The 26,703-nt window shown below is 65.1% G+C and carries 23 protein-coding genes; 10 read left to right on the top strand and 13 right to left on the bottom strand.

The annotated features are described in order from the left end of the window. Window position 1 precedes the first annotated feature (1 nt). Window positions 2-1,075, bottom strand: coding sequence for a Ppx/GppA phosphatase family protein (locus tag ACWAT4_RS23725; RefSeq protein ID WP_212299285.1), 1,074 nt, complete (start codon window positions 1,073-1,075; stop codon window positions 2-4). Between the two features lie 208 nt (window positions 1,076-1,283). Between ACWAT4_RS23725 and ACWAT4_RS23730 the strand changes: the two genes are divergently transcribed. After that, entirely contained in the window at window positions 1,284-3,653 is a 2,370-nt protein-coding gene (locus tag ACWAT4_RS23730; RefSeq protein WP_449728200.1) for a xanthine dehydrogenase family protein molybdopterin-binding subunit, read from the top strand. A gap of 100 nt (window positions 3,654-3,753) precedes the next feature. On the opposite strand, the gene ACWAT4_RS23735 is transcribed toward ACWAT4_RS23730, so the two are convergent. Next, on the bottom strand, window positions 3,754-4,554 hold the full coding sequence (locus ACWAT4_RS23735) for a hypothetical protein (protein WP_449728201.1): 801 nt from the start codon (window positions 4,552-4,554) through the stop codon (window positions 3,754-3,756). Between the two features lie 106 nt (window positions 4,555-4,660). On the opposite strand from ACWAT4_RS23735, the gene ACWAT4_RS23740 reads away from it, so the two are divergent. The 3 genes from ACWAT4_RS23740 to ACWAT4_RS23750 all read left to right on the top strand — a co-directional run bounded on the left by ACWAT4_RS23740 (window position 4,661) and on the right by ACWAT4_RS23750 (window position 8,110). Then, a complete protein-coding gene (locus tag ACWAT4_RS23740) occupies window positions 4,661-5,152 on the top strand; it encodes a YaiI/YqxD family protein (RefSeq protein ID WP_212299282.1) in 492 nt (163 codons plus the stop codon). Between the two features lie 2 nt (window positions 5,153-5,154). Beyond that, window positions 5,155-6,966 (top strand): ABC-F family ATP-binding cassette domain-containing protein, encoded by a 1,812-nt coding sequence (locus tag ACWAT4_RS23745; RefSeq protein ID WP_449728202.1) that lies wholly within the window; start codon window positions 5,155-5,157, stop codon window positions 6,964-6,966. 64 nt (window positions 6,967-7,030) lie between these two features. Further along, window positions 7,031-8,110 carry a D-TA family PLP-dependent enzyme gene (locus ACWAT4_RS23750; RefSeq protein ID WP_449728203.1) on the top strand — a complete coding sequence of 360 codons (1,080 nt, stop codon included), beginning with the start codon at window positions 7,031-7,033 and terminating at the stop codon, window positions 8,108-8,110. Window positions 8,111-8,278: 168 nt separating this feature from the next. Here the strand turns inward: ACWAT4_RS23750 and ACWAT4_RS23755 are convergent, their stop codons facing one another. The 8 genes from ACWAT4_RS23755 to ACWAT4_RS23790 form a co-directional block, all read right to left on the bottom strand. Beyond that, the gene (locus ACWAT4_RS23755; RefSeq protein WP_449731251.1) at window positions 8,279-9,457 is read right to left on the bottom strand and encodes a TIGR03862 family flavoprotein; all 1,179 of its coding nucleotides are present in this window, start codon (window positions 9,455-9,457) and stop codon (window positions 8,279-8,281) included. A gap of 234 nt (window positions 9,458-9,691) precedes the next feature. Beyond that, complete coding sequence (locus ACWAT4_RS23760; protein WP_212299278.1) at window positions 9,692-10,609, bottom strand: SDR family NAD(P)-dependent oxidoreductase; 918 nt, start codon at window positions 10,607-10,609, stop codon at window positions 9,692-9,694. A gap of 226 nt (window positions 10,610-10,835) precedes the next feature. Then, complete coding sequence (locus ACWAT4_RS23765) at window positions 10,836-11,315, bottom strand: MaoC family dehydratase (RefSeq protein WP_212425782.1); 480 nt, start codon at window positions 11,313-11,315, stop codon at window positions 10,836-10,838. 6 nt (window positions 11,316-11,321) lie between these two features. Continuing rightward, entirely contained in the window at window positions 11,322-13,037 is a 1,716-nt protein-coding gene (locus ACWAT4_RS23770; RefSeq protein WP_449728204.1) for an AMP-binding protein, read from the bottom strand. Between the two features lie 129 nt (window positions 13,038-13,166). Next, window positions 13,167-14,054 (bottom strand): 3-hydroxyisobutyrate dehydrogenase, encoded by an 888-nt coding sequence (mmsB, locus tag ACWAT4_RS23775; RefSeq protein ID WP_212299275.1) that lies wholly within the window; start codon window positions 14,052-14,054, stop codon window positions 13,167-13,169. 25 nt (window positions 14,055-14,079) lie between these two features. Next, the gene (locus ACWAT4_RS23780; RefSeq protein WP_449728205.1) at window positions 14,080-15,147 is read right to left on the bottom strand and encodes an enoyl-CoA hydratase/isomerase family protein; all 1,068 of its coding nucleotides are present in this window, start codon (window positions 15,145-15,147) and stop codon (window positions 14,080-14,082) included. Next, window positions 15,144-16,289, bottom strand: a complete 1,146-nt coding sequence (locus tag ACWAT4_RS23785) for an isobutyryl-CoA dehydrogenase (protein ID WP_212299273.1) — start codon at window positions 16,287-16,289, stop codon at window positions 15,144-15,146. The genes ACWAT4_RS23780 and ACWAT4_RS23785 overlap by 4 nt, the downstream gene beginning before the upstream one ends. A 24-nt stretch (window positions 16,290-16,313) precedes the next feature. After that, window positions 16,314-17,810 carry a CoA-acylating methylmalonate-semialdehyde dehydrogenase gene (locus ACWAT4_RS23790; RefSeq protein ID WP_212299272.1) on the bottom strand — a complete coding sequence of 499 codons (1,497 nt, stop codon included), beginning with the start codon at window positions 17,808-17,810 and terminating at the stop codon, window positions 16,314-16,316. Window positions 17,811-17,912: 102 nt separating this feature from the next. Here ACWAT4_RS23790 and ACWAT4_RS23795 point away from each other — a divergent pair, with 102 nt between their 5' ends. After that, window positions 17,913-18,821, top strand: coding sequence for a LysR family transcriptional regulator (locus tag ACWAT4_RS23795; RefSeq protein WP_212299271.1), 909 nt, complete (start codon window positions 17,913-17,915; stop codon window positions 18,819-18,821). Window positions 18,822-18,933: 112 nt separating this feature from the next. Here ACWAT4_RS23795 and ACWAT4_RS23800 read toward each other — a convergent pair whose 3' ends face one another. Both ACWAT4_RS23800 and ACWAT4_RS23805 read right to left on the bottom strand, forming a co-directional pair. After that, entirely contained in the window at window positions 18,934-19,554 is a 621-nt protein-coding gene (locus tag ACWAT4_RS23800; protein WP_449728206.1) for a TetR/AcrR family transcriptional regulator, read from the bottom strand. 59 nt (window positions 19,555-19,613) lie between these two features. Beyond that, the gene (locus ACWAT4_RS23805) at window positions 19,614-20,153 is read right to left on the bottom strand and encodes a PaaI family thioesterase (protein WP_449728207.1); all 540 of its coding nucleotides are present in this window, start codon (window positions 20,151-20,153) and stop codon (window positions 19,614-19,616) included. A gap of 153 nt (window positions 20,154-20,306) precedes the next feature. On the opposite strand from ACWAT4_RS23805, the gene ACWAT4_RS23810 reads away from it, so the two are divergent. From ACWAT4_RS23810 to ACWAT4_RS23830, 5 genes are all read left to right on the top strand, one after another. Beyond that, window positions 20,307-21,077 carry an enoyl-CoA hydratase gene (locus ACWAT4_RS23810; protein ID WP_449728208.1) on the top strand — a complete coding sequence of 257 codons (771 nt, stop codon included), beginning with the start codon at window positions 20,307-20,309 and terminating at the stop codon, window positions 21,075-21,077. A gap of 131 nt (window positions 21,078-21,208) precedes the next feature. Further along, window positions 21,209-22,405 (top strand): acetyl-CoA C-acyltransferase, encoded by a 1,197-nt coding sequence (locus ACWAT4_RS23815; protein WP_449728209.1) that lies wholly within the window; start codon window positions 21,209-21,211, stop codon window positions 22,403-22,405. Between the two features lie 113 nt (window positions 22,406-22,518). Next, window positions 22,519-23,814: an MFS transporter gene (locus ACWAT4_RS23820; protein ID WP_212299267.1), complete on the top strand. Its 1,296-nt coding sequence runs from the start codon at window positions 22,519-22,521 to the stop codon at window positions 23,812-23,814. Between the two features lie 217 nt (window positions 23,815-24,031). Next, on the top strand, window positions 24,032-24,328 hold the full coding sequence (locus ACWAT4_RS23825) for a hypothetical protein (protein WP_449728210.1): 297 nt from the start codon (window positions 24,032-24,034) through the stop codon (window positions 24,326-24,328). A gap of 108 nt (window positions 24,329-24,436) precedes the next feature. Continuing rightward, window positions 24,437-25,912 carry an FAD-binding oxidoreductase gene (locus ACWAT4_RS23830; protein WP_212425776.1) on the top strand — a complete coding sequence of 492 codons (1,476 nt, stop codon included), beginning with the start codon at window positions 24,437-24,439 and terminating at the stop codon, window positions 25,910-25,912. Window positions 25,913-25,938: 26 nt separating this feature from the next. Here ACWAT4_RS23830 and ACWAT4_RS23835 read toward each other — a convergent pair whose 3' ends face one another. Then, window positions 25,939-26,478, bottom strand: coding sequence for a hypothetical protein (locus ACWAT4_RS23835; protein ID WP_449728211.1), 540 nt, complete (start codon window positions 26,476-26,478; stop codon window positions 25,939-25,941). Window positions 26,479-26,703: the final 225 nt, after the last annotated feature.

Consider the following 26,703-nt stretch of genomic DNA (forward strand, 5'->3'; position numbering starts at 1 on the left):
CTCACCAGCTCCTGAGCGCGCCGTCCTCGCGCATCATCTCGACCAGCATGCCCTCGCGCAGGCCGCGGTCGGCGACGCGCAGGCGCGGCAGCGGGAAGGCGCGGCGGATCGCATCGAGAATGGCGCAGCCGGCCAGCACGAGATCGGCGCGCTCGACGCTGATGCAGTTATTGTTCGCGCGCTCCTCGTAGCTCATGCCAAGCAGTTTGTTGACGGTCGCGGTGATGTCGGTGTCGTTCATCCAGATGCTGTCGATGCGGCGGCGGTCGTAGCGCGCGAGATTGAGATGGATGCCGGCGAGCGTGGTCACCGTGCCCGACGTGCCGAGCAGATGCATGTCGGTGAGATCGCGGCCATGCGTTTCCGCGAAAGGCGCGACATGGTTGGCGACCTCCTGCTCCATCGCGGCATAGATCTCCGGCGTCACGTCGCGGCCACCGAACTGTTCGGCCAGCGTGACGACGCCGTACGGAATCGACATCCACGCCTTGATGCGCGGCTCCGGATTTTGCGCGTCGCGCTCGATCCGCACCAGCTCGGTCGAGCCGCCGCCGATATCGAACAGGATGGCACCTCTGCCCCGGGGATCGACCAACGGCGAGCAGCCGAGCATGGCGAGCGAGGCTTCCGTCTCGCGGTCGATCACCTCGAGCTCGATGCCGGTCTCGGCCGCGACACGGCTGCGGAAATCTTCCGCATTGGAGGCCGCGCGGCAGGCTTCGGTCGCGATCAGCCGCAGCCGCCGCGCTTTCCGTAAGTTGATCTTGTCCCGGCAGATGCTGAGCGCGGCGATGGCGCGATCGATCGCCGCCTCGCTGATGTTCCCCGTGGCCGAGACGCCTTCGCCGAGCCGGATGATGCGCGAAAAGGAATCGACCACGCGAAAGCCGTCGTGGGTCGGACAGGCGATCAGGAGCCTGCAATTGTTGGTGCCGAGGTCGAGCGCCGCATAAACGCCGGTTCCCGACGCCTGCACGGGGACGGCGGGCTCAGTGGCCAACGCCACCGCCACCATCGACCCCTCCAGCTCACCGTGCGGCGCAAGGCCGTCGCGGAGCCGCGTGTGGTCATTCATACAAACTGTCTTTCCGCGGCCGGTCGGGCCGGTCTGGAATTGATTTTTCGCCTGAAACATTAGCAGCGCGGCGGGTATGCGCAACAACGCATCACATAGGACCATGTCCATTCGTGCGTTGTCGTGAACGGGTCGGTGGGTTATCTCAGGGGATCCGGTCCCCCAGGCGCCCACAAACCGCGCAATTGCCGGCTTTTCAGGTCATTCCATGCAAGAACACACGAAATCCTCGACGCTCGAAAACGCTATTGCACTGCAAAAATACGGCGTCGGGCAGCCGGTCCGCCGCAAGGAGGACGACACGCTGGTGCGCGGTAAGGGCCGCTACACCGACGATTTCAACCTGCCCGGCCAGGCCTATGCCGTGATCGTTCGCTCGACCCATGCCCATGGAATCATCCGCGGCATCGGCATCGATGCCGCCAAGGCGATGCCGGGCGTGCTGGGCGTGTGGACCGGCAAGGACCTCGATGCCGCCGGCTATGGCCCTTTCACCTGCGGCCTGCCGCTGAAGAGCCGCGACGGCTCGCCCCTGCTCCAGACCAACCGCCAGCCACTCGCCACCGACAAAGTTCGCTTCGTCGGCGACCCCGTCGCCTTCGTGGTGGCCGACACGCTGGCGCAGGCGCGCGATGCGGCCGAGGCCGTCGAGCTCGACATCGAGCCCCTGCCCGCGGTGACCGATCCCGAGGAGGCCACCAAGCCCGGCGCGCCACAACTTTACGACCACATCCCGAACAACGTCGCGCTCGACTATCATTATGGCGACATGGAGAAGGTCAACGCGGCCTTCGCCAGCGCCGCCCATGTCACCAAGGTCGACATCGAGAACACCCGCGTCGCCGTGGTGTCGATGGAGCCGCGCGTCGGACTTGCCTCCTACGACAAGGCCACCGAGCGCTACACCATCCAGATGCCGACGCAGGGGGTGGCGGGCAACCGCGCCAACCTTGCCAAGAACCTCAAGGTGCCGAACGAGAAAGTGCGCGTCCTCACCGCCAATGTCGGTGGTTCCTTCGGCATGAAGAACGTCAACTATCCCGAATACATGTGCATCCTGTACGCGGCGAAGGCGCTGGGACGCCCGGTGAAGTGGCTCGACGAGCGCTCGACCAGCTTCCTCTCCGACAGCCACGGCCGTGCGCAAAAGATCCATGCCGAGCTCGCGCTCGACGCCGAGGGACATTTCCTCGCGGCGAAGCTTTCGGGCTACGGTAATCTCGGCGCCTACATCACCGGCGTTGCGCCCGGCCCGCTCTCGCTCAACACCGGCAAGAACTTCTCCAGCGTCTACCGCACGCCCCTGATGGGCATCGACATCAAGACGGTGCTGACCAACACCACGCTGATGGGCGCCTATCGCGGCGCCGGCCGGCCCGAGGCCAACTACTACATGGAGCGGCTGATCGACCGCGCCGCCGACGAGATGGGCATCAACCGGCTGACAATGCGCAAGCGCAACTTCATCAAGCCGAACCAGATGCCGTTCGCGGCCTCCTCCGGCGTCACCTATGACAGCGGCGACTTTCAGGCCGTCTTCGCCAAGGCGCTCGACATCTCCGACCACGAGAACTTCGCCAAGCGCAAGAAGGAGAGCAGGAAGGCCGGCAAGCTGCGCGGCATCGCGGTCGGCTCCTATCTCGAGGTCACCGCGCCGCCAAGCCCCGAGCTCGGCAAAATCGTGTTCGATGCCGATGGTACCGTGCAGCTCATCACCGGCACGCTCGACTACGGCCAGGGCCACGCCACGCCGTTCGCCCAGGTGCTGTGCGCCCAGTTGGGGGTTCCCTTCGAGAGCGTGAAGCTGGTGCAGGGCGACAGCGACATCGTCCACACCGGCAACGGCACCGGCGGCTCACGCTCGATCACTGCGAGCGGCATGGCGATCGTGGGCGCTGCCAAGCTCGTCATCGAAAAAGGCAAGCGCGCCGCCGCACACATGCTCGAGGCGTCCGAGGCCGACATCGAGTTCGCGGACGGCAGCTTTACCATCGCCGGCACCGACCGCAGCATCGACATCATGGAGCTCGCCAAGCGCCTGCATGACGGCAAGGTGCCGGACGGCGTGCCTGATAGTCTCGACGTCGACCACACCAGCGAGCCGGTGCCGTCAGCGTTTCCGAACGGCTGCCACGTCGCCGAGGTCGAGATCGATCCCGAGACCGGCGTGGTGCAGATTGTGCGCTACAGCGCGGTCAACGATTTCGGCACGGTGATCAACCCGCTGCTGGTCGCCGGCCAGCTTCATGGCGGCGTCGTGCAGGGCATCGGCCAGGCGCTGATGGAGCACGTCCGCTACGACGAGAGCGGCCAGCCGATCACGGGCTCGCTGATGGACTATGCTCTGCCTCGCGCGGAAGATGTGCCCAGCATGACGGTCGGTGACCACCCGGTGCCGGCCACGACCAATCCGCTCGGCAGCAAGGGCTGCGGCGAAGCCGGCTGTGCCGGCAGCCTGTCGACGGTGGTGAACGCGGTGCTCGACGCGCTCTCGGACTACGGCATCAAGCACATCGACATGCCGCTGACGCCGGAGCGCGTGTGGCGCGCGATCCAGGACGCGAAGGGGGCGGTGTAAACGGCGTTCGTCGTTCCGGGGCGATGCAAAGCATCGAACCCGGAACCTTGAGATTCCAGGTTCGGTCCTGCGGACCGCCCCGGAATGACGGTGCTGGCCGCTACGCCGCCGCCTGCTCGCGCGGCTGGTAGATCGCGGTGTGCTGGCAGTGTGCAATCGGCGTCGTGCCGTTGGCGACGACGAGTGCGTCGAGCTCGACGAAGCGGTGGCCCTTCTTCTCGTAATTCGCAGTGACTTTTGCCCGCGCGGCGATCTCGTCTCCGGCGCGCGCGGCGGACAGGAGCTGCATATGGCTGCCGACATGGATCCACGGGCCCAGAATCGTGTTGTCGACCAGCACGCGGTTCATGACGCGCTGGATCAGGCCGGGATGGCCGAGCCCCTCGCGCGCGAAAATCGGATCGGCCTCCCGGACATCAGCGAGATAATCGGCGCCGTCCTGCCCGGCCCAGCGGCGCGGTATCGTGCCGAGCCATTTGCCGACCTCAAAGGTCGCCGGACCCACCGGCTTGCGCTCGGCAACTGGAGCCACTTGGACGTAGTCGCTCAGCGACACCGCAGGCGCCGCCGCCGGCAGCGACGCCGTGCCCGTAGCGCACAGTGCGGTGCGACTGAACACCTCGATCGTCAGCAGGCCGTTGTGCTCGGTTGCATCGACATCGGCGGTCTCGCCGTCATAGACCGGCTTGATGAAGCGCGCCTCGACCAGCCCGCGGCTGAGGAAATCGCGGCCCCAGCGCGCCACCGGCACGTGCATCATGTAGGCGAAAACATCGACGCCGGGGACCAGCCCACCGGAAAAGCCGAAGCGGCGCGCCACCGTGTCGTCGTGCATCTTGTTTTCGGACTGCTTTGCGGTGTTGTAGGCCGCGACGCGGTAAGTTTCGAGCCGGTTCGGCATGACGGGCCTTCCCTGTGCTTTTGTTGTTTCACGGCCGATCGTAGGCCCCGGGGAACAGCGGTCAATCCCCTCGCCTTTGCGGCCCGAATGGGGTACCACGCGGCGAATGACTGACATCCCCACCCGCATCTATGTCGACGCCGACGCCTGCCCGGTGAAGGACGAAATCTACCGCGTCGCGCTCCGCCACGGCGTGCCCGTCAGCGTGGTCGCCGGCAACTTTATCCGCGTGCCGCAGGACCCGCTGATCGAGCGCATCGCCGCCGGCTCCGGCATGGATGCGGCCGACGACTGGATCGCGGAGCGGGCCAAGCCAGGCGACGTGGTCATCACCTCCGACATTCCGCTGGCGAGCCGCTGCGTGAAAGCGGGCGCCGACGTGATCGCGCCGAACGGCAAACCGTTTACGGAGGAGTCGATCGGCATGACGCTGGCGGTGCGCAATCTGATGACGGATCTGCGCTCGGCCGGCGAAGTCACCGGTGGCCCGCGCTCGTTCGCGCCGCGCGACCGCTCCGCCTTCCTCTCGGCGCTCGACCAGACGCTGCGCCGGATTCAGCGCCGCCGCGCCGATCAAGCTGCGACGAGCCAGAGCTGACCATGGCACCGCCGCTGATCCAACTCAAAGACATCAAGCTCACTTTCGGCGGCACACCGCTGCTGTCGGGTGTCGAGCTCAACGTTGCACCATCCGAGCGCGTCTGCCTGATCGGCCGCAACGGCTCCGGCAAGTCGACGCTGCTGAAGATCGCGGCCGGGCTCGTCGAACCCGACGGCGGCACGCGCTTCGTGCAGCCCGGCGCCACCGTCCGCTATCTGCCGCAGGAGCCCGACTTCGGCGAGCACAAGACTACGCTTGCCTATGTCGAGTCCGGGCTCGCGCCCGGCGACGACCAGCACCAGGCCCGCTATCTGCTGGAGCAGCTCGGCCTCACCGGCGAGGAGAACCCGCATCACCTCTCCGGCGGCGAGGCCCGTCGCGCGGCGCTGGCCTATGTGCTCGCGCCCTCGCCCGACATATTGCTGCTGGACGAGCCGACCAACCATCTCGATCTCGCCACCATCGAATGGCTGGAACAGGAGCTCGACCGCCGCCGTAGCGCGCTGGTCATCATCAGCCACGACCGCCGCTTCCTCACCAACCTCTCGCGCTCCACCGCATGGCTCGACCGCGGCAGGATCAAGCAGATCGACCGCGGCTTTGCCTCGTTCGAGAGCTGGCGCGACGAGGTGCTGGCGGAGGAAGAGCGCGACCAGCACAAGCTCGACCGCAAGATCGTCGACGAGGAGCACTGGCTGCGCCATGGCGTTTCCGGCCGGCGCAAGCGCAACGTCAAGAGGCTCGCCAATCTGCACGCGCTGCGCGACCAGCGCCGCAATTATCGCGGCACAGCGGGCACCGCCAGTCTGGCGGCCGCGGAGGCCGAGCAATCCGGCAAGCTGGTGATCGAGGCGAAGGGCATCACCAAGGCCTATGGCGATCGCGTGATCGTCGACAATTTCTCCACCCGCATCCAGCGCGGCGACCGGCTCGGCATCATCGGTCCGAACGGGGCCGGCAAGACCACGCTGGTCAATCTGCTGACCGGCGGCGCGCAGCCGGATTCAGGCATCGTGCGGCTCGGGGCGAACCTGGAGACGGCCACGCTCGACCAGCATCGCGAAAGCCTTGATCCCAAGTCGACGCTGGCCGAGGCGCTGACCGGCGGCCGTGGCGACCAGATCATGGTCGGCGGCAAGCCGAAGCATGTGGTCGGCTACATGAAGGACTTTTTGTTCGCACAGGAGCAGCGCGGCACGCCCGTGGAGGTGCTCTCTGGCGGCGAGCGCGGCCGGCTGATGCTGGCGCGTGCGCTGGCAAAGCCGTCGAATCTCCTTGTGCTGGACGAGCCGACCAACGATCTCGATCTCGAGACCCTCGACGTGCTCGAGGAGATGCTCGGTGACTACGACGGCACGGTCATCCTGATCAGCCATGACCGCGATTTCCTCGACCGCGTCGTCACCTCCGTGATCGCGCCCGAAGGTAACGGCAAGTGGATCGAGTATGCCGGCGGCTACAGCGACATGCTGGCGCAGCGCGGTGCGGATTTGAAGCGCGAGACGGCGAAGACGCAGCCGGTGGCGGAAAAGAAAGAGGAGCGCACCTCCGCCCCCGTCTCCACATCCAAGCGGAAGCTGAGCTTCAACGAAAAACACGCGCTGGAAACGCTGCCGCGGAAGATGGAAACGCTGCAGGCGGATATTGCCAAACTGCAGCGCGTGCTCGACGATCCCAATCTCTATGCCAAAGATCGCAAGAAATTCGACGACGCCTCCGCCGCCATCGCCAAGGCGCATGAAGCACTGTCAGCCGCCGAAGAGCGCTGGCTCGAACTTGAAATGCTCCGCGAAGAAATCGAACAGGCCTAGCGCACATTCCGCAAAAGTGGGTCCCGGTTTTGCGATCAGAATGCGCGCCAACTAAGAGACTTCCATGACAACCATCCTCGCCGCCAAGATCGCCCGCGAATACGGCACGCCCTGCGCCGTCATCGACATGGATAAGGTCGAGCGCAACATCGCGCGGATCCAGAAGGCCTGCGATGATGCCGGCGTTGCCAACCGCCCGCACATCAAGACCCACAAGAATCCGACCCTTGCGAAAATGCAGGTCGCGGCCGGCGCCAAGGGCATCACCTGCCAGAAGCTCGGCGAGGCCGAGATCATGGCCAATGCCGGCATCGACGACATCCTGATCAGCTATAATCTGCTGGGTGAAGAGAAGATGGCACGCCTCGGCGCGCTGCAGGCCAAGGCCAACATGACGGTGGCCGCCGACAATTCGACCGTCGTTGCCGGCCTGCCAAAGGCGGCCGCGGCATCCGGCCGTCCGCTCTCCGTCGTGGTCGAGTGCGATACGGGCCGCAAGCGCGCGGGCGTCGAGACGCCGGCGGAAGCGATTGCGCTGGCGCGCGAGATCGCGGGATCGAAGGGATTGCAGTTCGCCGGCTTCATGCTCTACCCCACCGAGACCGGCTGGGGCGATGCGCAGAAGTTCTTTGACGAGGCGCTTGCCGGCGTGCGCGCACACGGGCTGGACGCAAAGATCGTCTCGACCGGCGGCACGCCGAACCTCATCAACATCGGCAAGCTCAAGGGTGGCACCGAGCACCGCTTTGGCACCTACATTTACAACGACCGCATGCAGGTCGCAGCCGGCTCCGCCACCTGGGACGACTGCGCGCTGCAGATCTACTCGACTGTGGTGAGCCGCGCCGCGCCCGAGCGCGGCATCCTGGACGCCGGCTCGAAGACGCTGACGACCGATACCGGTGGGCTCGACGGCCACGGCCTGATCCTGGAGCATCCCGAAGCCAAGATCGCGAAATTTGCCGAGGAGCACGGCTTTCTCGACCTCTCCCGCAGCAACACGCGGCCGAACGTCGGCGACGTCGTCCGGATCGTCCCGAACCATGTCTGCGTCGTCGTCAACATGATGGATGAGGTGGTGATGGTCCGCGGCGAGGAGATCATCGGCACGCTGCCGGTGGCGGCGCGCGGGAAGCTGCGGTAGCGGTTCAACGCCCGCGCATCCTTCGAGGCTGCCGGCGCGATGCTTTGCATCGCGCCACTCGCACCTCATGACGGCGCTCTTTCTGCGACGTATTCAGGGCGGCGCTCCCTCGTAGCCGTCACCCTGAGGTGACTGCCTCTTCAGCGGCCCTCGAAGGGCGACGGTATTCTAGAAGCGCTTCAGCCACTGCAACGCTCCCCTGCCCGCCGCCGCTCCCGTCGCGAACGAGGCCTGCAGCAGATAGCCGCCGGTCGGGGCTTCCCAATCCAGCATCTCGCCTGCGGCAAATACGCCGGGCAATTTGCGCAGCATGAAGTGGTCGTCGAGCTCATCGAACGAAATCCCGCCCGCGGTCGAGATGGCGCGATCGATCGGAGCAACACCGGTGAGCTGAACCGGGATTGCGTTGACCAGATGCGCAAGCTCCGCCGGCGAGAACGATACCAACGGCCGGCCGGATGCGATCGCCGCCTCCTGCATCAAGCCAATGCCGACCGGCGACACTTGCGCCGCCTTGCGCAGGAAGTTCGCCAGCGACTGCTTGCCGCGCGTGCCCGACAGACGCGCGGTCAGCGCGTCGGCATCGAGATCGGGCCGCAATGCGATTGTCAGCGTTGCCTGCCCGATCCCCAGCACCGCCTCGCGCAATTCGGCCGACAGCGCGTAGATCGCGCCGCCCTCGATTCCGCTACGGGTGATCATGGCTTCGCCACGCACCGTGTGCGCACCGACCGTTAGCGCCACGCCCTTGAGTGGCTGGCCCTCGAAGCGATCTCGGAAGACGTCGGACCATGCGACTGTGAAGCCGGAGTTCGCGGGGCGAAGCTTTGAGATGACAATGCCCTCGGCGGCAAGGCAATCGACCCACGCGCCGTCCGAGCCGAGCCGCGGCCAGCTCGCGCCACCCAGCGCGAGCACGGTTGCGCCGGCGGCGATGGCAAGCCCACCATCGGGCGTTTGAAACTGCAGCCGCCCGTCCGCGTTCCATCCCGTCCAGCGATGCCGAAACGCGAATTGCACGCCGGCCGCATCGAGCCGCCGCAGCCAGGCGCGCAGCAAGGGCGAGGCCTTGAACGTTTTTGGAAACACCCGCCCGCTGCTGCCGACGAAGGTCAGCTGTCCCAGGCCTGCGCTCCAGTCGCGCAGCGCATCGGGCGGAAACGCCTCGACCGCGGCGCGCAGATGCGGCATCGCCTCACGGTAGCGGGCGAGGAAATCCGGCAACGGCTCGCTATGGGTGAGATTGAGCCCACCCCTGCCCGCCATCAGGAATTTACGGCCTGCGGACGGCATCGCGTCGTAGACGGTGACGCGGCCGCCGCCCTGCGCCAGCACCTCCGCCGCCATCAACCCGGCGGGACCGGCACCGATGACGGCAATGTGGGTGTCGAGTGAGGTCATCGTACGAATTTATAGCAGGCCGGTTCTGCGACATAGGTCGTCATGCCCGGACTTGTCCCGGGCATCCACGAAAGCCAAACGCGCAATCCCAAACACGCGGATGGCCGGGACAAGCCCGGCCACGACGGGGAGAGTACGGTTCCGGCCTTGCGCCACGCATGCCCCGGAATGACGGCGCTGCTAGAGCTTGATCCCCGCCCGCGCCGCGGCCTGTGCGACATACTTCTGGGTCTGCTCGAACGCCCCCTGCAACGCCCTGGCCTTCGACATGTCGCTGATCTCAGCGAAATGCGCGGCGATCGCATCCGGGGTCCATTCGGCTTCCGGCAGGTTGATGCCTTCGCTCTCCAGGATCTTGATCACGGCAAACGAACCGGCACCGGCACCCATGATGGTGCGGGTCGGCGCGTCCTCGCTCAGCATGTACTCGACTGCCGGCGTGATCGCATTCGGCTTCATCAGCTGCAGCGCCTGCGGCGGCAAGAGCTCTTCCGTCATACGGGTCGCCGCTGTCGGCGAGATGATGTTGACACGGATGTTGGTCTTGCGGCCCTCTTCCGCGAGCACGTTCATCAGGCCGACCATGCCGGACTTGGCCGCGCCGTAATTGGCCTGGCCGAAATTGCCGTAGAGGCCGGAGGACGAGGTCGTCAGCACGATGCGGCCGTAGTTGCGGTCGCGCATGCCGGCCCAGACCGCCTTGCAGCAATAGAAGGTGCCGACGAGATGCACATCGAGCACCTTCTGGAAATCGGCCGCTTCCATCTTGCCGAACGACTTGTCGCGCAGAATGCCGGCATTGGCGCACATGATGTCGACGCTGCCCCATTCCTTGGTGGCGCGCTCGACCATGGCCGTGACCTGTTCGAAATTCGACACGTCGGCGCCGTCGGCCATCGCCGTGCCGCCCGCTTTACGAATCTCCTCGACCACGGCTTCGGCCGGCGAAAGCGAAGCACCGGTGCCGTCGCGCGCGCCGCCGAAATCGTTGACCACGACCTTCGCGCCGCGGCTCGCCAGGCCGAGCGCATGTGCCTTGCCGAGACCATTGCCCGCGCCTGTGACGATGGCGACGCGTCCGTCGAACCTGATTGCCATTTATGTTTCCTTTCTTCCTTCTTCCCTTGTGGGAGAAGGTGGCGCGCGAGCGCCGGATGAGGGGTATCTCTCGGCAGCCGAGTTCGTGGAGAGATACCCCTCACCCGGCTTCGCGGTCCCGCGAAGCCACCCTCTCCCACAGGGGGAGAGGGTAAAATCCGCGAAAATTCGTCAGCTTTTGAGCAGCGATGGCTGGCCGGGTCAAGCCCGGCCAAATCGGCCCAGTTCAGGCGAAGTAGATCAGACCGAGCCAATCCGCGACCAGCGCGGGCTTGTCCTCGCCTTCGATCTCCACCGTCACATTGGTGCGCGACTGCAATTCGCCTGCCTTGCGCAGCTTGGCTTCCGCGAGCACAAACCGGCCGCGGATGCGCCTGCCCGAGCGCACCGGCGAGATGAAGCGCAGCTTGTCGAAGCCGTAATTGACGCCCATCGTGGTGCCCGCAATCGCCGGCATCACTTCGTAGGACATCACCGACAACATCGACATCGTCAGGAAACCATGCGCGATGGTGGTGCCGAACGCCGTCTCGGTCTTCGCCCTTTCGGGATCGACATGGATGAACTGGCGATCGTCGGTCACATCGGCAAAGGTATCGATGCGAGGCTGGTCGATCAGGTGCCAGGACGAGACGCCGATCTCCTTGCCGACCATGGCTTGATAGGCTTCGAGCGTGATCGGCGGCTTCTTCCAGATTTCGTTCATTTCGCTTCAGGTCTCACTTCTTGTTTTCGGCAGATCCGGAAAATCCTCCTCGCGGAATTCCCGGCCGCGCAGCGGATCGTTGCGATCATCGTCGCGTTCGAGCCGTCGTAGCTGCACGCGGCGGATTTTGCCAGAGATCGTCTTCGGCAGCTCGGTGACGATTTCGAGGCGGCGGATGCGCTTGAAGGGCGCAAGCCGCGTGTGCAGGTGCCTGAAGATGGACAGCGCCGTCTCCGGCGTCCGCTCGGCGCCAGCGGTCAGCAGCACGAAGGCCTTGGGAATCGCGAGCCGGATCGGATCAGGGCTCGGCACCACCGCGGCTTCGGCGACCAGCTCATGCTCGAGCAGCACGCTCTCCAGCTCGAACGGGCTGATGCGGTAGTCCGAGGATTTGAACACGTCGTCGGAGCGGCCGACGAAGGTGAGATAGCCGTCCTCATCTTCGAAGACGACGTCGCCGCTGCGATAGAGCTCGCCTTCGGCGCCGGACAGCTTGCCGTCATCGCCCTGATAGCCCTGCATCAGACCGGCGGGACGGTCAGCCCCCAACAGCAAGGCCACCTCACCCTCCTTGGCCGGCTGGCCGTCGGCATCGCTGACCTGCACGCGATAGCCCGGCAGCGGCCGGCCCATCGAGCCAACCTTGATCTTTTGTCCCGGCGAGTTGCCCGCGAGCGCCGTCGTCTCGGTCTGACCATAGCCGTCGCGGATGACGAGGCCCCAGGCAGCCTGCACCTGGTCGATCACTTCAGGATTGAGCGGCTCACCGGCGCCGCAGACCTCGCGCAGGCTCACCTTGAACGACGCCAGGTTCTCCTGGATGAACAGCCGCCACACCGTCGGCGGCGCGCACAGCGTGGTGACGCCGCAGCGGCCGATGGTGGCGAGCAGGCCCTTTGCATCGAAGCGCGGCTGATTGACCACGAAAACGGTGGCGCCCGCATTCCAAGGCGCAAAGAAGCAGCTCCAGGCGTGCTTGGCCCAGCCCGGCGAGGAGATGTTGAGGTGGATGTCGCCGGGCTTCAGCCCGATCCAGTACATGGTCGAAAGATGGCCGACGGGATAGCTGCGCTGGCTGTGGCGCACCAGTTTTGGCTTCGCAGTGGTGCCCGAGGTGAAATACAGCAGCATCGGGTCGTCGGCGTTGGTCGGGCCGTCGGCTGCAAAGGTCTCCGAAGCCTTCGCCGCCTCGCCATAGGCGAGCCAACCATCGGAGGCGGCGCCAACCACGATGCGCACGACATTCTCGGCGCCAAGGCTCGCGAATTTCGCGACCTGGTCTTCCGCAGCCACCACCGCCTTCGCTTTGCCGCGATCGAGCCGGTCGCGCAACTCGTCGGCCGTGAGCAGTGTCGTTGCGGGAATGACGACGACGCCGAGCTTCATCGCCGCCAGCATCGTCTCCCACAGCGGCACCACATTGCCGAGCAGCAGCAAGAGATGATCGCCGCGCTTCAGCCCCTGCGCGCGCAGGAAGTTCGCGACCTGGTTCGAGCGCTGCGACAGCGCCGCAAAGGACAGTTTTGTCTGCTTGTCCTGTGCAGCATCGACAATCCAAAGCGCGGGTCTATCCTTGGATTCCGCATCTTTCGCCAGCTGGTCGAACCAGTCGAGCGCCCAGTTGAAGGGGCCAGGATCGGGCCAGCGGAAGTCCCTGACCGCAGTCTCGTAATCCGTGCGGTGCTGAAGAAGAAACGCGCGCGCGTCCTGGAATGTCGTCATGATCAGAGCCCGTCGAATTGGTCTTCGAGCGTAGCCCGGATGGAGCGAAGCGCAATCCGGGGCCGATCAGGGCCGTGAGGAGGAACTATCCCGGATTTCGCTTCGCTCCATCCGGGCTACGAAGCCTCGCTATTTTCCAGCGAGACCGCGAACGTGCTTGATAATTCCTGAAAAATCCACCCCGCCTTGGCCGGCTGCGTCGAAAGACTGATAGATCTCCTGCGCATGCTTGCCGAGCGGCGTCGCCGCGCCCGCAGCCTTGGCGGCGTCCTGCGCCAGGGTCAGATCCTTGACCATCAGCGCCGAGGCGAAACCCGGCTTGTAGTCGTTGTTCGCCGGCGAGGTCGGCACCGGGCCCGGAACCGGGCAATAGGTCGTCAGCGACCAGCACTGGCCCGACGAGGTCGAGGCGACGTCGAACAGCGCCTGATGCGAGAGCCCGAGCTTTTCGCCGAGCGCAAAAGCTTCGCTCACCGCGATCATGGAAATGCCGAGGATCATGTTGTTGCAGATCTTGGCCGCCTGGCCCGCCCCCGCGCCGCCGCAATGGACGATCTTCTTGCCCATCTTCTCCAGCACGGGCTTGGCCGCCGCGAACGCGCTCTCCTCGCCGCCGCACATGAAGGTGAGCGTGGCGCCCTTGGCACCACCGGTGCCGCCGGAGACCGGCGCGTCCACCGAAAGCACGCCGCTCTTGGCCGCGAGCGCATGCGCCTGACGGGCGCTTTCGACGTCGATGGTAGAGCTATCGATGATCAGCGTGCCTTTCGTCATGGCGGGCACGACCTCGTTCCAGACGCCGAGCACATGCTTGCCGGCCGGCAGCATGGTGACGACGACATCAGCGCCTTTCACGGCGCCCGCCGCACTGTCAGCGATGCCGGCGCCATCGGCCTTGGCCTGATTGCGGGAAGCCTCGACGAGGTCGAAGGCCACCACCTTGTGGCCGGCCTTGACCAGATTGGCGGCCATCGGGCCGCCCATGTTGCCGAGACCGATGAATGCGATCGTGGCCATCTTCGTTTCCTCCGCTGTAGCGTTGTTAGTTGAACTTCAGCTCGTCGGCGCCGATCTCGGCGAGATACGGCGCAAGCATCGCCGGCGTCACATCCTCGATTCGCGGCGGCGACCAGGATGGATTGCGATCCTTGTCGATCACGGCCGCGCGCACTCCTTCGCGGAAATCGTCGCTGCGGAAGACTTCCAGCGCGGCGCGATATTCGCGCACCAGGCACTCTTCCAGGCTGGACGCCGTGCGCGCAAGCCGCAGCAGCTTCAGCGTCACCACCATGCCACGCGGCGATTTCTCTTTGAGCGTCTTCAATGTCGCCAGCGCGAACTCCGAACCGTCGCGCTCGAGCGCAGCGAGAATGTCCTCCATGCGGTCGAAGCCGAACAATGCGTCGATAACAGGCTCCTTGGCGGCGACCGGCCCGGCGAACTCACCGCTCGCAAAACCGTTGATCAGCCTGGTGACCTCGGCCGCGCTCACACCCGGACGAACCCGGGTCAGCGCTTCGCGCAGCTCCGGCCATTTGGCGGCCGGCACCACGGCATCCGCAAACTTGGCATGGATCGCATCGGGGCCATTCATGGTCTGGCCGGTCAACCCAAAATACGTACCGATCTCGCCGGGCGAGCGCGACAACAGCCACGTGCCACCGACGTCGGGGAAGAAGCCAAGCCCGACCTCGGGCATCGCGAGCTTGGTGCGATCGGTGACGATGCGGTGGCTGGCATGCGCCGACAGCCCGACGCCGCCGCCCATCACGATGCCGTCCATGAAGGCGACATAGGGCTTTGGAAACTTCTTGATCCGGGCATTGAGGATGTATTCCTCGCGCCACAGGATCTTGCCGAGATCGCCGCCAGCCTTCGAGCTCTCCCAGAGCGTGCGGATGTCGCCGCCGGCGCAGAGGCCACGCTCGCCGGCGCCTTCCAGCACGATCACCGCAACGGCGGGATCAGCTTCGAAACGATCGAGCGCCTTGTCGATGTCGCGAAACATCTCCAGCGTGACGGCGTTGATCGCTTTGGGACGGTTGAGCCGAATGATCCCGGCCGCGCCTTCGACGCGGGCGACGAGATCGCCCTCCTCCATCGCAGTCATCGTGCGCCCTCGATCAGTTTGCGCGCCACGATGAGCCGCATGATTTCATTGGTGCCTTCGAGGATCTGGTGCACGCGCAGATCGCGTACGATCTTCTCGATGCCGTATTCACTGAGATAGCCGTAGCCGCCGTGAAGCTGCAGCGCGTGGTTGGCGACCTCGAAACCGACATCGGTGCCAAAGCGCTTGGCCATCGCGCACAGCATGGTGGCGTCCGGGTCCTTGCGGTCGAGCGCGGCGGCGGCGCGCCACAGGAAGGTGCGCGCGGCCTCCAGCTCGATCGCCATATCGGCGAGCTTGAATTGCAGGGCCTGGAATTCGTCGAGCCGCTTTCCAAACGCCTTGCGCTCTTTCATGTAGGTGCGCGCCTTGTCGAGTGCCGTCTGTGCGCCGCCGAGCGAGCAAGCGGTGATATTGAGACGACCGCCGTCGAGGCCGGCCATTGCGATCTTGAAGCCGACACCCTCCTCGCTCAGCCGATTGGCCACCGGCACGCGGGCGTTTTCGAAAATCACCGCGCGGGTTGGCTGCGCGTTCCAGCCCATCTTGCGCTCGTTGGCGCCGAACGACACGCCAGGCGTTTTGCCGTCGATGACGAGGGTCGAGATGCCGCCGGGGCCGTCGCCGCCGGTCCTGACCATCGCGACCAGGAGATCGGTGCCGCCGGCGCCGGAGATGAACTGCTTCTGGCCGGTAAGAACATAGTGATCGCCGTCTCGCACGGCACGCGTACGCAACGCTGCGGCGTCCGAACCGGCGCCCGGCTCGGTCAGGCAGTAGCTCGCGATGAGCTCCATCGAACAGAGTTTTGGCAACCAGGTGTGGCGCTGGGTGTCGCTGCCGTAGGCATCGATCATCCAGGACGCCATGTTGTGGATGGAGATGAAGGCCGAGGTGGTCGGGCAGCCCGTCGCCAGCGCCTCGAAGATCAGCGCCGCGTCGAACCGCGACATCGCGGATCCTCCGACATCCTCGCGGATATAGATGCCGCCCATGCCGAGGGCAGCAGCCTCACGCATCACGTCAACGGGGAAATGCTTCTCCTCGTCCCAGCGCAACGCGTGCGGCGCGATCTTTTCCGCCGCAAACGCCAACGCCATGTCGCGAACCGCGACCTGATCCTCGTTCAGAGCGAATTGCATCCCGGCCTCTCGCTCCAAGGAGAACTACTTCATCAGCGGGATCGAGAACTCCGCACCTTCCTTGACACCGGACGGCCAGCGCGAGGTCACCGTCTTGGTCTTGGTGTAGAAGCGGACCGAATCCGGACCATGCTGGTTGAGATCGCCGAAGCCGGACTTCTTCCAGCCGCCGAAGGTGTAATACGCGATCGGCACCGGGATCGGCACGTTGATGCCGACCATGCCGACATTGACCTTGGCTGCGAAGTCGCGGGCAGCGTCGCCATCGCGGGTGAAGATGGCGACGCCGTTGCCGTAATCATGCTCGGACGGCAGCGCCAGCGCTTCCTTGTAGTCGTGCGCACGGACGACCGAGAGCACGGGGCCGAAGATTTCTTCCTTGTAGATCCGCATGTCCTTGGTGACGTTGTCGAACAGCGAACCGCCGAGATAGAAGCCCTTCTCGTAGCCCTGCATCTTGAAGCCGCGGCCGTCGACAGCAAGGGTCGCGCCTTCCTTGATGCCGATGTCGATGTAGCTCTTGACCTTCTCGACCGCCTCACGCGTCACCAGCGGACCGTAATCCGCCGACGGATCGATCGAGGTGCCGATCTTGAGGCTCTCGACGCGCGGGATCAGCTTGTCCATCAGGCGGTCGGCGGTGGCCTTGCCGACGGGAACGGCAACCGAGACGGCCATGCAGCGCTCGCCGGCCGAGCCGTAGCCGGCGCCAATCAGCGCATCGACCGCTTGGTCCATATCCGCGTCCGGCATGATGATGGCGTGGTTCTTGGCGCCACCGAAGCACTGGCAGCGCTTGCCGGTCTGGGCCGCACGCTCATAGATGTACTGCGCGATCGGCGTCGAACCAACGAAGCCGACGGCCTTGATATCGGGATCGTCGAGGATGGCGTCGACGGCTTCCTTGTCGCCGTTGACGACGTTGAGGATGCCGGCCGGCAGGCCTGCTTCCATCATCAGCTCAGCGAGCAGCATCGGCACGCCGGGATCGCGCTCCGACGGCTTCAGGATGAAGGCGTTGCCGCAGGCGATGGCGGGGGCAAACTTCCACATCGGGATCATCGCCGGGAAATTGAACGGCGTGATGCCGGCGACGACGCCGAGCGGCTGGCGCATGCTGTAGATGTCGATGCCGGGACCGGCGCCTTCGGTGTACTCGCCCTTCATCAGATGCGGGATGCCGCAGGCGAACTCGGCGACTTCGAGGCCGCGCTGGATGTCGCCCTTCGCGTCCGGAACGGTCTTGCCGTGCTCGCGGGCGAGCAGCTCGGCAAGCTTGTCGTAGTCGCGCTGCACCAGCTCGAGGAACTTCATCATCACGCGGGCGCGGCGCTGCGGGTTGGTCGCGGCCCATTCCGGCTGCGCGGCGCGCGCGTTCTCGACCGCGGCGCGCACTTCGGCCTTGGACGCCAGCGCGACCTTGGCCTGGACGTCACCGGTCATCGGCTCGAAGACGTCCGCCGTCCGGCCAGACGTGCCCTTCACTTCCTTGCCACCGATGAAATGTCCGACTGAACGCATGGAATGATCTCCTTGAGGGCGAGCTTGAACGCTTTGACAAATCCTATCGACCTGCATTTTATAGGATTCAAGTCTGAGATATTGCACCATAGATGTGCGAAAATGCTGGATCAAGGTCACATCGACTGGGACGACTTCCGCTTCGTGCTCGCCATCGTGCGGGGCGGCTCGGTCTCGGCTGCGGCAAAACAGCTCGGCGTCGATCATGCGACCGTGATCCGCCGCGTGGACCGGCTGGAAAAGCACCTCTCGGCAAAGCTGTTCGACCGGCGCAAGACCGGTTACCTGCTCACCGAGGCCGGCCAGCGCGTGGCCGACAGCGCCGAGGCGATGGAATCCACCATCGTCGCCAACCAGGAGCAGGTCGGCGGCTCCGTGGCGCGGCTGACCGGCACGGTGCGGATCGGCGCGCCCGACGGCTTCGGCACCGCCTTCCTGGCGCCGCGGCTCGCCCCCTTCGCCGACCGCTATCCCGACCTCGATTTGCAACTTGTGGCCACGGCGCGGCTGTTCAGCCTCTCCAAGCGCGAGGCCGATATCGCAATCAGCCTGACCATGCCGAAGGAAGGCCGCATCGTTGGCCGCAAGCTGCTCGACTACCGCCTCGGCTTGTATGCGGCCCCCGCCTATCTCGACCGCTTCCCGAAAATTGCCGCGCGGCAGGACCTGCTGCAACATCGCTTCGTCGGTTATATCGAGGAATTGCTGTTCACGCCGGAGCTCGACTACCTGCCGCAGGTGTCGCCGCGGATCTCCGCGCGCTTCCGCAGCGCCAATCTGATCGCGCAGCTCAACGCCACGCTCTCAGGCTTCGGCATCGCGGTGCTGCCGCACTTCATGGCGAGCGACTATCCGCAGCTTGTCGCGGTGCTGCCGGAGGAGATCTCGATCACGCGGACGTTCTGGATGCTGATGCACGCCGACAGCAAGGATCTCGCGCGGATCCGGGCCGTGGCGGATTACATCGGGGAGATCGTGGAGCGCGAGCGGGCGTTGTTTGCGGGGCGGTAGACCGCCGCTCCCGGGAGGGCAACGGGAAGCGTGCCCACCATGATGACCGCGAACGTGGAGAGATGGTGGGCACGGCGCATGCGCGCCTTTGCCCACCCTATGGCACCTCGGCCTAGCTCTGCTTCGCCTTCTTCGCAGCCGTTACCTTCGGCTCACGTCTCGCACCATCCAGCGCGCTGTCCTTGCCCGCCTTCAGCACCTCGTCTGACAGCTCGCTCGAACCCGCGATACGCGCCAGCAGCATGGTGCCGGCCATCGTGGCCAGCGTCGCGATCGCCTGCTTGCGCGCGGCCTTGCGCGGCAAATTGGGAATGAAATCGGTCATCATCTCGACCATCTCGTCGAGCTTGCCGGCAAATGCCTTGCGCGTCTTCGGACTCTCGCGGGCAATCTCGGCGCCGAGCGCGGGGATCGAGCAACCATGGCCGGGATTGTCGCGGTGGAGCGACGAAAGATAGGACTCCGCGATCAGCGCCAGCCGCTTGTCGGGAGCAGCCTCGCCGGTCAGCTTGCGCCAGTGTTCCATCGAGCGGTCCATGGCGTAGGCAAAGGCCTCGATCACCAGCGCCTCGCGCGAATCGAAATGCGCATAGAAGCCGCCATGGGTGAGGCCCGCCTCCTTCATGAGGTCGGCAACGCCGATACCATGGGCTCCCTTTTCGCGCAGGCGCACAGAGGCCTTCTTCACGATGCGGTCGTGGGTTTCCTGCTTGTGTTCCCGGGAATAGCGCATGCAGCTCTCATTGGATGTCGGAAGTCATCTCATAACACGTATATCGGTCCGCCGGCGCATTAATTCCCGGTAAAATTGTTGCCGATCATGGAAAAGGTTGCAGTTGCATGGACCGCGAGTGTCCCCTTACCGTCGCGGACAAAGCCTTCAGTGTAACTGGTTTGACGCCCGAGCTTGATGACCTTGCCTTCGGCTGAGATCACCCCCGATCGGACCGACAGGGGACGCAGGAAGGTCATCTTCAGATCGAGCGTCACGGACGATTGCCCGGCCTCCAATCGGGTCGAAATGGCGCACCCCATGGCTGTATCGAGGAGCGCGGCAGCGGTCGCTCCGTGCAGGAGGCCGATTGTGTTTTCGAGATCCTCGCGCGGCTCCAGTTCCATCACGATCCGGCCCGGCTCGACCACGGCCATGATGAAGCCGATCAGTTTTGCGAAAGGCGGCGGCGGCAGGCGTCCATCGCGGATACCCAGCATGGCGTCCATGCCCGAAAAACCCATTGCCACCTCTGCAACCGGCGCCGGGACCTGCCAGTCCACCATACGTTCTCGCCGCAGCGCAGGCGAAAACAGGTCCAGTTGAGCGGAGTCGATCATGGCAGCCCCTTTTGAATTATGTACGTCATACTATGTCGCGGACTTCGCGTTGGCAACTCCGTCTCGCCCGCTTGACAAGGACGGCATTTCGGCCCGGAGTAATGCCGGCCGCGCGCTGTCGCGCATGTCCGCTAATTTTCGAGATCCCCCCGGATGGAAATGCTCAACAACCACTGCGGCGTAACGCGCGATTCGCGGGGCGTCGTCCATGTCGCGATCTGCAACGCCGGCTCGCTGAATATTCTGGGCTCACCGGTGACAGACGCGATGCGCGAAGGCCTGCAGCAGCTCGCGACCGACCGCAGCATCCGCGTGCTGGTGCTGCGCGGCCAGAGCGAGAAGAGCATGATCGGTGGCGCCGACATCAAGGAGATGGCGAAGCTCGACCAGAAGGCGGCCGAGGCCTTCATCAGCCGCCTGCGCGATCTCTGCGAGGCCGTGCGCCAATTCCCTGCCCCCGCGATCGCGCGCATGCCCGGCTGGTGTCTCGGCGGCGGGCTCGAAGTGGCGGCCGCCTGCGACTTCCGCATCGCCGCGCATGATGCATATTTCGGCATGCCCGAGGTGCGCGTTGGCATTCCCTCGGTGATCCACGCCGCGCTGCTGCCGCGTCTGATCGGCTGGGCTCGCGCGCGCTGGCTGGTCATGACCGCGGAGAACATCGACGCACCGACAGCGCTGGCCTGGGGCCTGGTCGACAAGGTCGCGCCGGCCGGCGGACTGGATGCCGAAATCGAGCACCTCGTGACAGCGCTGCTCGAATGCGGCCCGGAGGCGCTGCGGTCCCAGAAGGCGCTGCTGCGGCAATGGGAGGAGCTGCCGCTGACGGAATCGGTGAATCTCAGCGTCAAGGTGTTCGGCGAGTCGTTCCTGACGGACGAGCCGACGCGGCTGATGCAGGCATTCGTGAACCGGAAGAGATAAGCCGCCCTTCCCATTCGAACGACCAATTCTCATCCGAACCACGACATTTTCTCATCCCTGCCGCGGTTGCATTTTTTGCATCGCATCATATGATGAACATAATCTTACACACCCTCGCAGGGAGTCTTGTCATGGCCGAAGCCGCCGATCCCGTCGTCATCGTCTCCGCCGCCCGCACCCCGCTCGGCCGCTTCATGGGCGAATTATCGCCGCTCGCCGCGCACAAGCTCGGATCGCACGTGATCGGCGCCGCACTGGAGCGCGGCAAGCTTGCCCCGGAGAAGGTCGACGAGGTCTTCATGGGCTGCGTGCTGCCGGCTGGCCAGGGCCAGGCGCCGGCGCGTCAGGCCGCACGTAGCGCTGGTCTCCCCGACGCCACCGGCGCCACCACCGTCAACAAGGTCTGTGGCTCCGGCATGAAGGCGACCATGCTGGCGCACGATATCATTCGCGCCGGCTCGGCCGAGATCGTCGTGTCCGGCGGCATGGAGAGCATGAGCAACGCGCCGTATCTGCTGGCGAAGGCGCGCGGCGGCTATCGCGCCGGCCATGACCGCATCATCGACCACATGATGATGGACGGCCTCGAGGATGCCTACGAGACCGGCCGCTCCATGGGCGATTTCGGCGAAGCGACCGCGGAAGCCTATCAGTTCACCCGCAAGGACCAGGACGCCTATGCGATGGAGACGCTGAGCCGCGCACGCAAGGCGGTCGAGGGCGGCGCGTTCAAGTCCGAAATCGCACCGATCACGCTGACAGAGAAGGCAGGTCAGCGCATCATCGCCAATGATGAGCATCCGCTGAAGGTCGATCCCGCAAAAATCCCCGGGCTGAAGCCGGCCTTCCGCGCCAACGGCACCATCACGCCGGCAGCCTCCTCCGCCAATGCCGACGGTGCCGCCGCGCTGGTGCTGACCAAGCGCTCGCTCGCCGATCGCAACGGCCTTCCTGCTATTGCCACGATCAAGGGCCACGCCACCCACAGCCAGGAGTCGCAATGGTTCACCACGGCGCCGATCCCGGCGATCCGCAAGCTGCTCGACAAGGTCGGCTGGAGCGCCGGTGATGTCGACCTGTTCGAGATCAACGAAGCCTTTGCGGTCGTGGCGATGGCCGCGCAGCGCGATCTCGGCATTCCCCGCGACAAGCTGAACATCAATGGCGGCGCCTGCGCGCTCGGCCATCCCATCGGCGCCACCGGTGCGCGGCTGATCGTGACGCTGTTGCACGCGCTCGAGGCCAACAATCTCAAGCGCGGCATTGCTGCGCTTTGCATCGGCGGCGGCGAGGCCACGGCGATCGCGGTGGAGCGTCTCGCGCACTAGCCGGGGCGATGTCCTAAAATAAGGGAAGTCTGTCATTTCAGACTTCCGGCTTCCATGGCAGACTGCGACAATGACGCGGGTGTCCCGAAGCCCGCCAACCTGGATTGAGGGCAATGATCTCGAATTGGCTTTCGGCAGCGCTCGGCCGCCGCAATATTCACTACGGCTGGGTGATGGTCGGCGTGACCTTCTTCGCCGCGCTGATCAGCGCCGGCACGGTCGGCGCGCCTGGCGTATTCATCGTTCCGCTCCAGAAGGAGTTCGGCTGGAGCACGGCAGAGATCTCCTCCGCGCTCTCGATCCGCTTCATCCTGTTCGGGCTGATGGCGCCGTTCGCGGCCGCCCTCCTCAACCGCTACGGCCTGCGCAACGTCACCCTGACGGCACAGCTGATCGTCGTCTCGGCGCTCGTGCTCTCGATCGGCATGACCCAGGTCTGGCAACTCGTAGCCCTGTGGGGCGTGGTAATCGGCATCGGCACCGGCATGACCGCGCTCGTGCTTGGCGCCACCATCGCCACGCGCTGGTTCGCGGCGCGACGCGGCCTGGTCATCGGCATCATGACCGCAAGCGTCGCCACCGGTCAGCTCGTGTTCCTGCCGCTGCTCGCAAGCCTGACTGAACGCTTCGGCTGGCGTTTGGCGCTCGGTTTCGTCTGCATCATGCTCGGCGTCTCCGCCACGGCCGTGGCGCTCGTCATGCGCGACCGGCCGAGCGATCTGGGCCTGCGTCCCTTCGGCGACGAAGGCACCGAGCCTGTGCCCGCGCCGCCGGCGAGCCATGGCTCGATCACGGCCGTGGCGCTTGGCACGCTGCGCGACGCCTCGAAGTCGAGCGCGTTCTGGATCCTGTTTGCGACCTTCTTCGTCTGCGGCGCCTCGACCAATGGCCTCGTGCAGGTGCACCTGATCCCGATGTGCCTCGACTTCGGCATCCCGCAGGTGCAGGCGGCGAGCCTGCTGGCGGCGATGGGCATCTTCGATTTCTTCGGTACCATCATGTCGGGCTGGCTGTCGGACCGCTATGACAACCGCTATCTCCTGTTCTGGTACTACGGCCTGCGCGGTCTTTCGCTGATCTTCCTGCCCTTCAGCGATTTCTCGTTCTACGGCCTGTCGATCTTTGCGATGTTTTACGGCCTTGACTGGATCGCGACGGTGCCGCCGACGGTACGCCTCACCGCGCAGAAATTCGGACCCGAGCGCGCCAATCTGGTGTTCGGCTGGATATTCGCCGGCCACCAGCTCGGCGCCGGCACCGCCGCCTTCGGCGCAGGCCTGTCGCGGACGCTGCTGCAGAGCTACCTGCCCGCCTTCTTTATCGCCGGCGCGCTCTGCGTGTTCGCCTCGCTGATCGTGCTGGCGTTGTCGAGGCAGCCGAAACCACAGCCGAAGCCCGCAATGGCCTGATACCTGATCGTGGTGGTGACGCCGAACACATCGGCGTCACCGACCAGCGACACGCCGGTCAGATCGTTCGGGTTCGATAGGCCGCCCGAGGGGCGCATCACGCTAGCGCTCAGACGGGGACCGAATCTCCCATTGCTCGAGGCGGTCGATTGACGCCTGCCGTTCGTGCTGGCCCAGCCAAATCGTGAGGAGAACCAGCGCACCAGCGAGAGCGCTGATGCCGAAATATAGGTTCCTCATACGCGTTGAATGCGGCGCGCCGAAAATCGTTCCTAGCATCGTGCCCTTTCGCCAGGGCGCGACCGGCGTAGCGGACCGAGAAGCGATCGGGCAGCGGATGCACCACGCCGGCGATGCGAAGGCGCTGCCCGGGATTATCGTGCACCAGCACGCCGCAATCTGGTTGACGCGCGGCCATGGCGCGGATGCCGAATACCGGCATGAGACCATCATTGGACATCTGCATGCTCGATCGCGATATCCGGGATGCCGCGCTTCCATCAGGAACGGCTGATGATTGGCCTTGGTCTTTGCCGATAGACTCCACGGCCCAAACGTGGACAATGCGGCCTGAAGCGCTTCGCGCGCGCAGTGCACACCAAGATGCGCCAGAGGAAACGAAATGCCGACTGCCTTCCCCTCGCCCGTCCCCACCATTCCGACCGCTCCCTTGACCGCCCAGCTGCGCGATGCGTTGCGCGCGATCGTGGGCGAGAAGGGCTTTGTTGAGGACGAGCACGGCAAGCAGCCGTTCGTCACCGACTGGCGAGGGCTGCTGGTTGGTGGCGCCGGGGCCGTCATACGTCCCGGCAACACCGAGGAAGTCTCGAAAGTCGTCCGGCTGTGCCATCAGCACGGCATCGCGATCGTCCCGCAGGGTGGCAACACCGGGCTGATGGGCGGCGCCACGCCCTGGCCTGCCCACACCGGCATCGTGCTGTCGCTCGGACGGATGAACCACGTGCTAGAGGTCGATCCCGTCGGGTATGCCATGACGGTCGAGGCCGGCTGCGTTTTGCAAACGCTGCAGGAGATCGCGGCCAGCCACGACAGGTTCCTGCCGCTCAGCCTCGGCGCCCAGGGCTCCTGTATGATCGGCGGCAACCTCTCGACCAATGCCGGCGGCGTGCAGGTGCTGCGCTATGGCAATGCCCGCAATCTCGTGCTCGGGCTCGAAGTCGTGCTGCCCAACGGCGACGTCTGGAACGGATTGCGTGCGCTGAAGAAAGACAACACCGGTTACGACCTCAAGCACCTCTTCATGGGCGCCGAAGGGACGCTGGGAATCATCACCAAGGCGGTTCTGAAGCTATGGCCGGCGCCGAAGGATGTCTGCACGGCCTGGCTCGCCGTCCGCGATCCGCGCGCGGCGCTGGAGATCCTCTCTGAGGCACACGCCGCGTCCGAAGACAATGTCGGCTCTTGCGAGCTGCTGAGCCGCGCGGCCGTCGACCTCGTGATGCGCCATATTCCCGGCGTCCAGGATCCGCTGAATGCGGATACGCCGTGGTATCTGCTGCTGGAATGGTCGTCCTCTCGCCCGCGACTGGACGGGGCCGATGGCATGTCGGAGAAGCTGGAGCAATTTCTCGCCGATCAACTCGAGGCCGGTCGCCTGCTCGACGCGGTGATCGCGCAGACCGTCAGTCAATCGCGCAACATGTGGCGCATCCGGGAAGGCATGGCCGAGGCCTCCCGCGCCGAAGGTCCGGGGATCAGCTACGACATATCAGTGGCGATCTCCGGGATTCCGGAGTTTATCGACAAGGGACTCAAGGCCGTGCTGGAGATTCTTCCGAGCATTCGCCCCTATCCTTTGGGGCATATCGGCGACGGCAATCTGCACTTCTCGTTCATGGGGCCGATTGGCATGGATCAACAAACGCTGAACCAATACACAGCTGCCATCACGCGCGCCGTGAACGATCTCGTCACCTCCATGGGCGGCTCGATCTCCGCCGAGCACGGTATCGGCATCGAGAAGCTCGACGAGCTCAGCCACTACCGTTCGAAGACCGAGCTCGACATCATGCGCACCATCAAGCGCGCGCTCGATCCGCAGAACATCATGAATCCCGGCAAGGTGCTCCGGCTGTGATGTACGCCGGGCACCTTGCCATTGCCTCAAGCGCGCGGGTTGACGACCGTGTATCCCCGCAACGAGCGCGCATGCATGCGTGTGGCGTGACCACCTGAATTGGCGTCATACGCCATCCACATGTCGCCGCCGAGGGGTTGCTCGAGAACGAAGACATGCCCGCGCCGCGCTGCGACCATTCCCGGCGCCGGCGCCGTGCGCGGGAAACGCAGCCAGTTGGCGGCGAGGTTCAATTCCGGCACGATATGGCCGAACACGCGCAGCGCCGCGCCGCAGCCGCAGAAGGACGAAGGGCAACCGGCCGGACGACCGCCGATGACGCGATCACCACCGGACACGTTGATCGTCGTGGCGGTGTACCCCGCGTCTGTCACCATCATTTGCGTTGCGCGATAGGCTTGCAGGGAACGCCTGGGAGCCCGCTCGCGTTGCGTTTGCGAATACGAAAAGTCGCAGGGCATGGTGACGTTGCACCCAGGCGCTTGAAGATTGCGATAGGGTCGCGCTTCGGAGGCAACTGAACTAATGGCAATAAAGAAGCACGCAGAAATTACTCGCTTGATCATTGCAGGACTCCATCTGGAGGGCCCTGCCCCGGGTAGGAGCTACCAATATCGGTTTGACCGAAATGGGTCTGAAGCGCGGCGAAAAATGGCTGGATTTAGGCAACGCTAACCTGGCCCGGCCAATGGAACCCGGGCATGCCCGAGCAACAATCGTCATTGCGAGCGCTGCGAAGCAATCCAGAGTTTTTCCGCAGAGACAACCTGGATTGCTTCGCTGCGCTCGCA

The sequence above is a fragment of the Bradyrhizobium sp. T-1 genome (assembly GCF_053592855.1).

Excerpts from the sequence above, each read along its gene's own strand:
- ACWAT4_RS23795 (WP_212299271.1), top strand. The coding sequence starts at position 17,913 with ATGCTGGATCAAGGTCACATCGACTGGGACGACTTCCGCTTCGTGCTC.
- ACWAT4_RS23820 (WP_212299267.1), top strand. The coding sequence starts at position 22,519 with ATGATCTCGAATTGGCTTTCGGCAGCGCTCGGCCGCCGCAATATTCAC.
- ACWAT4_RS23725 (WP_212299285.1), bottom strand. The coding sequence starts at position 1,075 with ATGAATGACCACACGCGGCTCCGCGACGGCCTTGCGCCGCACGGTGAG.
- ACWAT4_RS23765 (WP_212425782.1), bottom strand. The coding sequence starts at position 11,315 with ATGAACGAAATCTGGAAGAAGCCGCCGATCACGCTCGAAGCCTATCAA.
- ACWAT4_RS23770 (WP_449728204.1), bottom strand. The coding sequence starts at position 13,037 with ATGACGACATTCCAGGACGCGCGCGCGTTTCTTCTTCAGCACCGCACG.
- ACWAT4_RS23825 (WP_449728210.1), top strand. The coding sequence starts at position 24,032 with ATGCCGAAATATAGGTTCCTCATACGCGTTGAATGCGGCGCGCCGAAA.
- ACWAT4_RS23780 (WP_449728205.1), bottom strand. The coding sequence starts at position 15,147 with ATGACTGCGATGGAGGAGGGCGATCTCGTCGCCCGCGTCGAAGGCGCG.
- ACWAT4_RS23740 (WP_212299282.1), top strand. The coding sequence starts at position 4,661 with ATGACTGACATCCCCACCCGCATCTATGTCGACGCCGACGCCTGCCCG.
- ACWAT4_RS23800 (WP_449728206.1), bottom strand. The coding sequence starts at position 19,554 with ATGCGCTATTCCCGGGAACACAAGCAGGAAACCCACGACCGCATCGTG.
- ACWAT4_RS23790 (WP_212299272.1), bottom strand. The coding sequence starts at position 17,810 with ATGCGTTCAGTCGGACATTTCATCGGTGGCAAGGAAGTGAAGGGCACG.
- ACWAT4_RS23750 (WP_449728203.1), top strand. The coding sequence starts at position 7,031 with ATGACAACCATCCTCGCCGCCAAGATCGCCCGCGAATACGGCACGCCC.
- ACWAT4_RS23805 (WP_449728207.1), bottom strand. The coding sequence starts at position 20,153 with ATGATCGACTCCGCTCAACTGGACCTGTTTTCGCCTGCGCTGCGGCGA.
- ACWAT4_RS23835 (WP_449728211.1), bottom strand. The coding sequence starts at position 26,478 with ATGATCAAGCGAGTAATTTCTGCGTGCTTCTTTATTGCCATTAGTTCA.
- ACWAT4_RS23735 (WP_449728201.1), bottom strand. The coding sequence starts at position 4,554 with ATGCCGAACCGGCTCGAAACTTACCGCGTCGCGGCCTACAACACCGCA.
- ACWAT4_RS23730 (WP_449728200.1), top strand. The coding sequence starts at position 1,284 with ATGCAAGAACACACGAAATCCTCGACGCTCGAAAACGCTATTGCACTG.
- ACWAT4_RS23815 (WP_449728209.1), top strand. The coding sequence starts at position 21,209 with ATGGCCGAAGCCGCCGATCCCGTCGTCATCGTCTCCGCCGCCCGCACC.
- mmsB (WP_212299275.1), bottom strand. The coding sequence starts at position 14,054 with ATGGCCACGATCGCATTCATCGGTCTCGGCAACATGGGCGGCCCGATG.
- ACWAT4_RS23830 (WP_212425776.1), top strand. The coding sequence starts at position 24,437 with ATGCCGACTGCCTTCCCCTCGCCCGTCCCCACCATTCCGACCGCTCCC.
- ACWAT4_RS23810 (WP_449728208.1), top strand. The coding sequence starts at position 20,307 with ATGGAAATGCTCAACAACCACTGCGGCGTAACGCGCGATTCGCGGGGC.
- ACWAT4_RS23785 (WP_212299273.1), bottom strand. The coding sequence starts at position 16,289 with ATGCAATTCGCTCTGAACGAGGATCAGGTCGCGGTTCGCGACATGGCG.
- ACWAT4_RS23760 (WP_212299278.1), bottom strand. The coding sequence starts at position 10,609 with ATGGCAATCAGGTTCGACGGACGCGTCGCCATCGTCACAGGCGCGGGC.
- ACWAT4_RS23755 (WP_449731251.1), bottom strand. The coding sequence starts at position 9,457 with ATGGCGGCGGAGGTGCTGGCGCAGGGCGGCGGCCGCGTCACCGTCTAC.
- ACWAT4_RS23745 (WP_449728202.1), top strand. The coding sequence starts at position 5,155 with ATGGCACCGCCGCTGATCCAACTCAAAGACATCAAGCTCACTTTCGGC.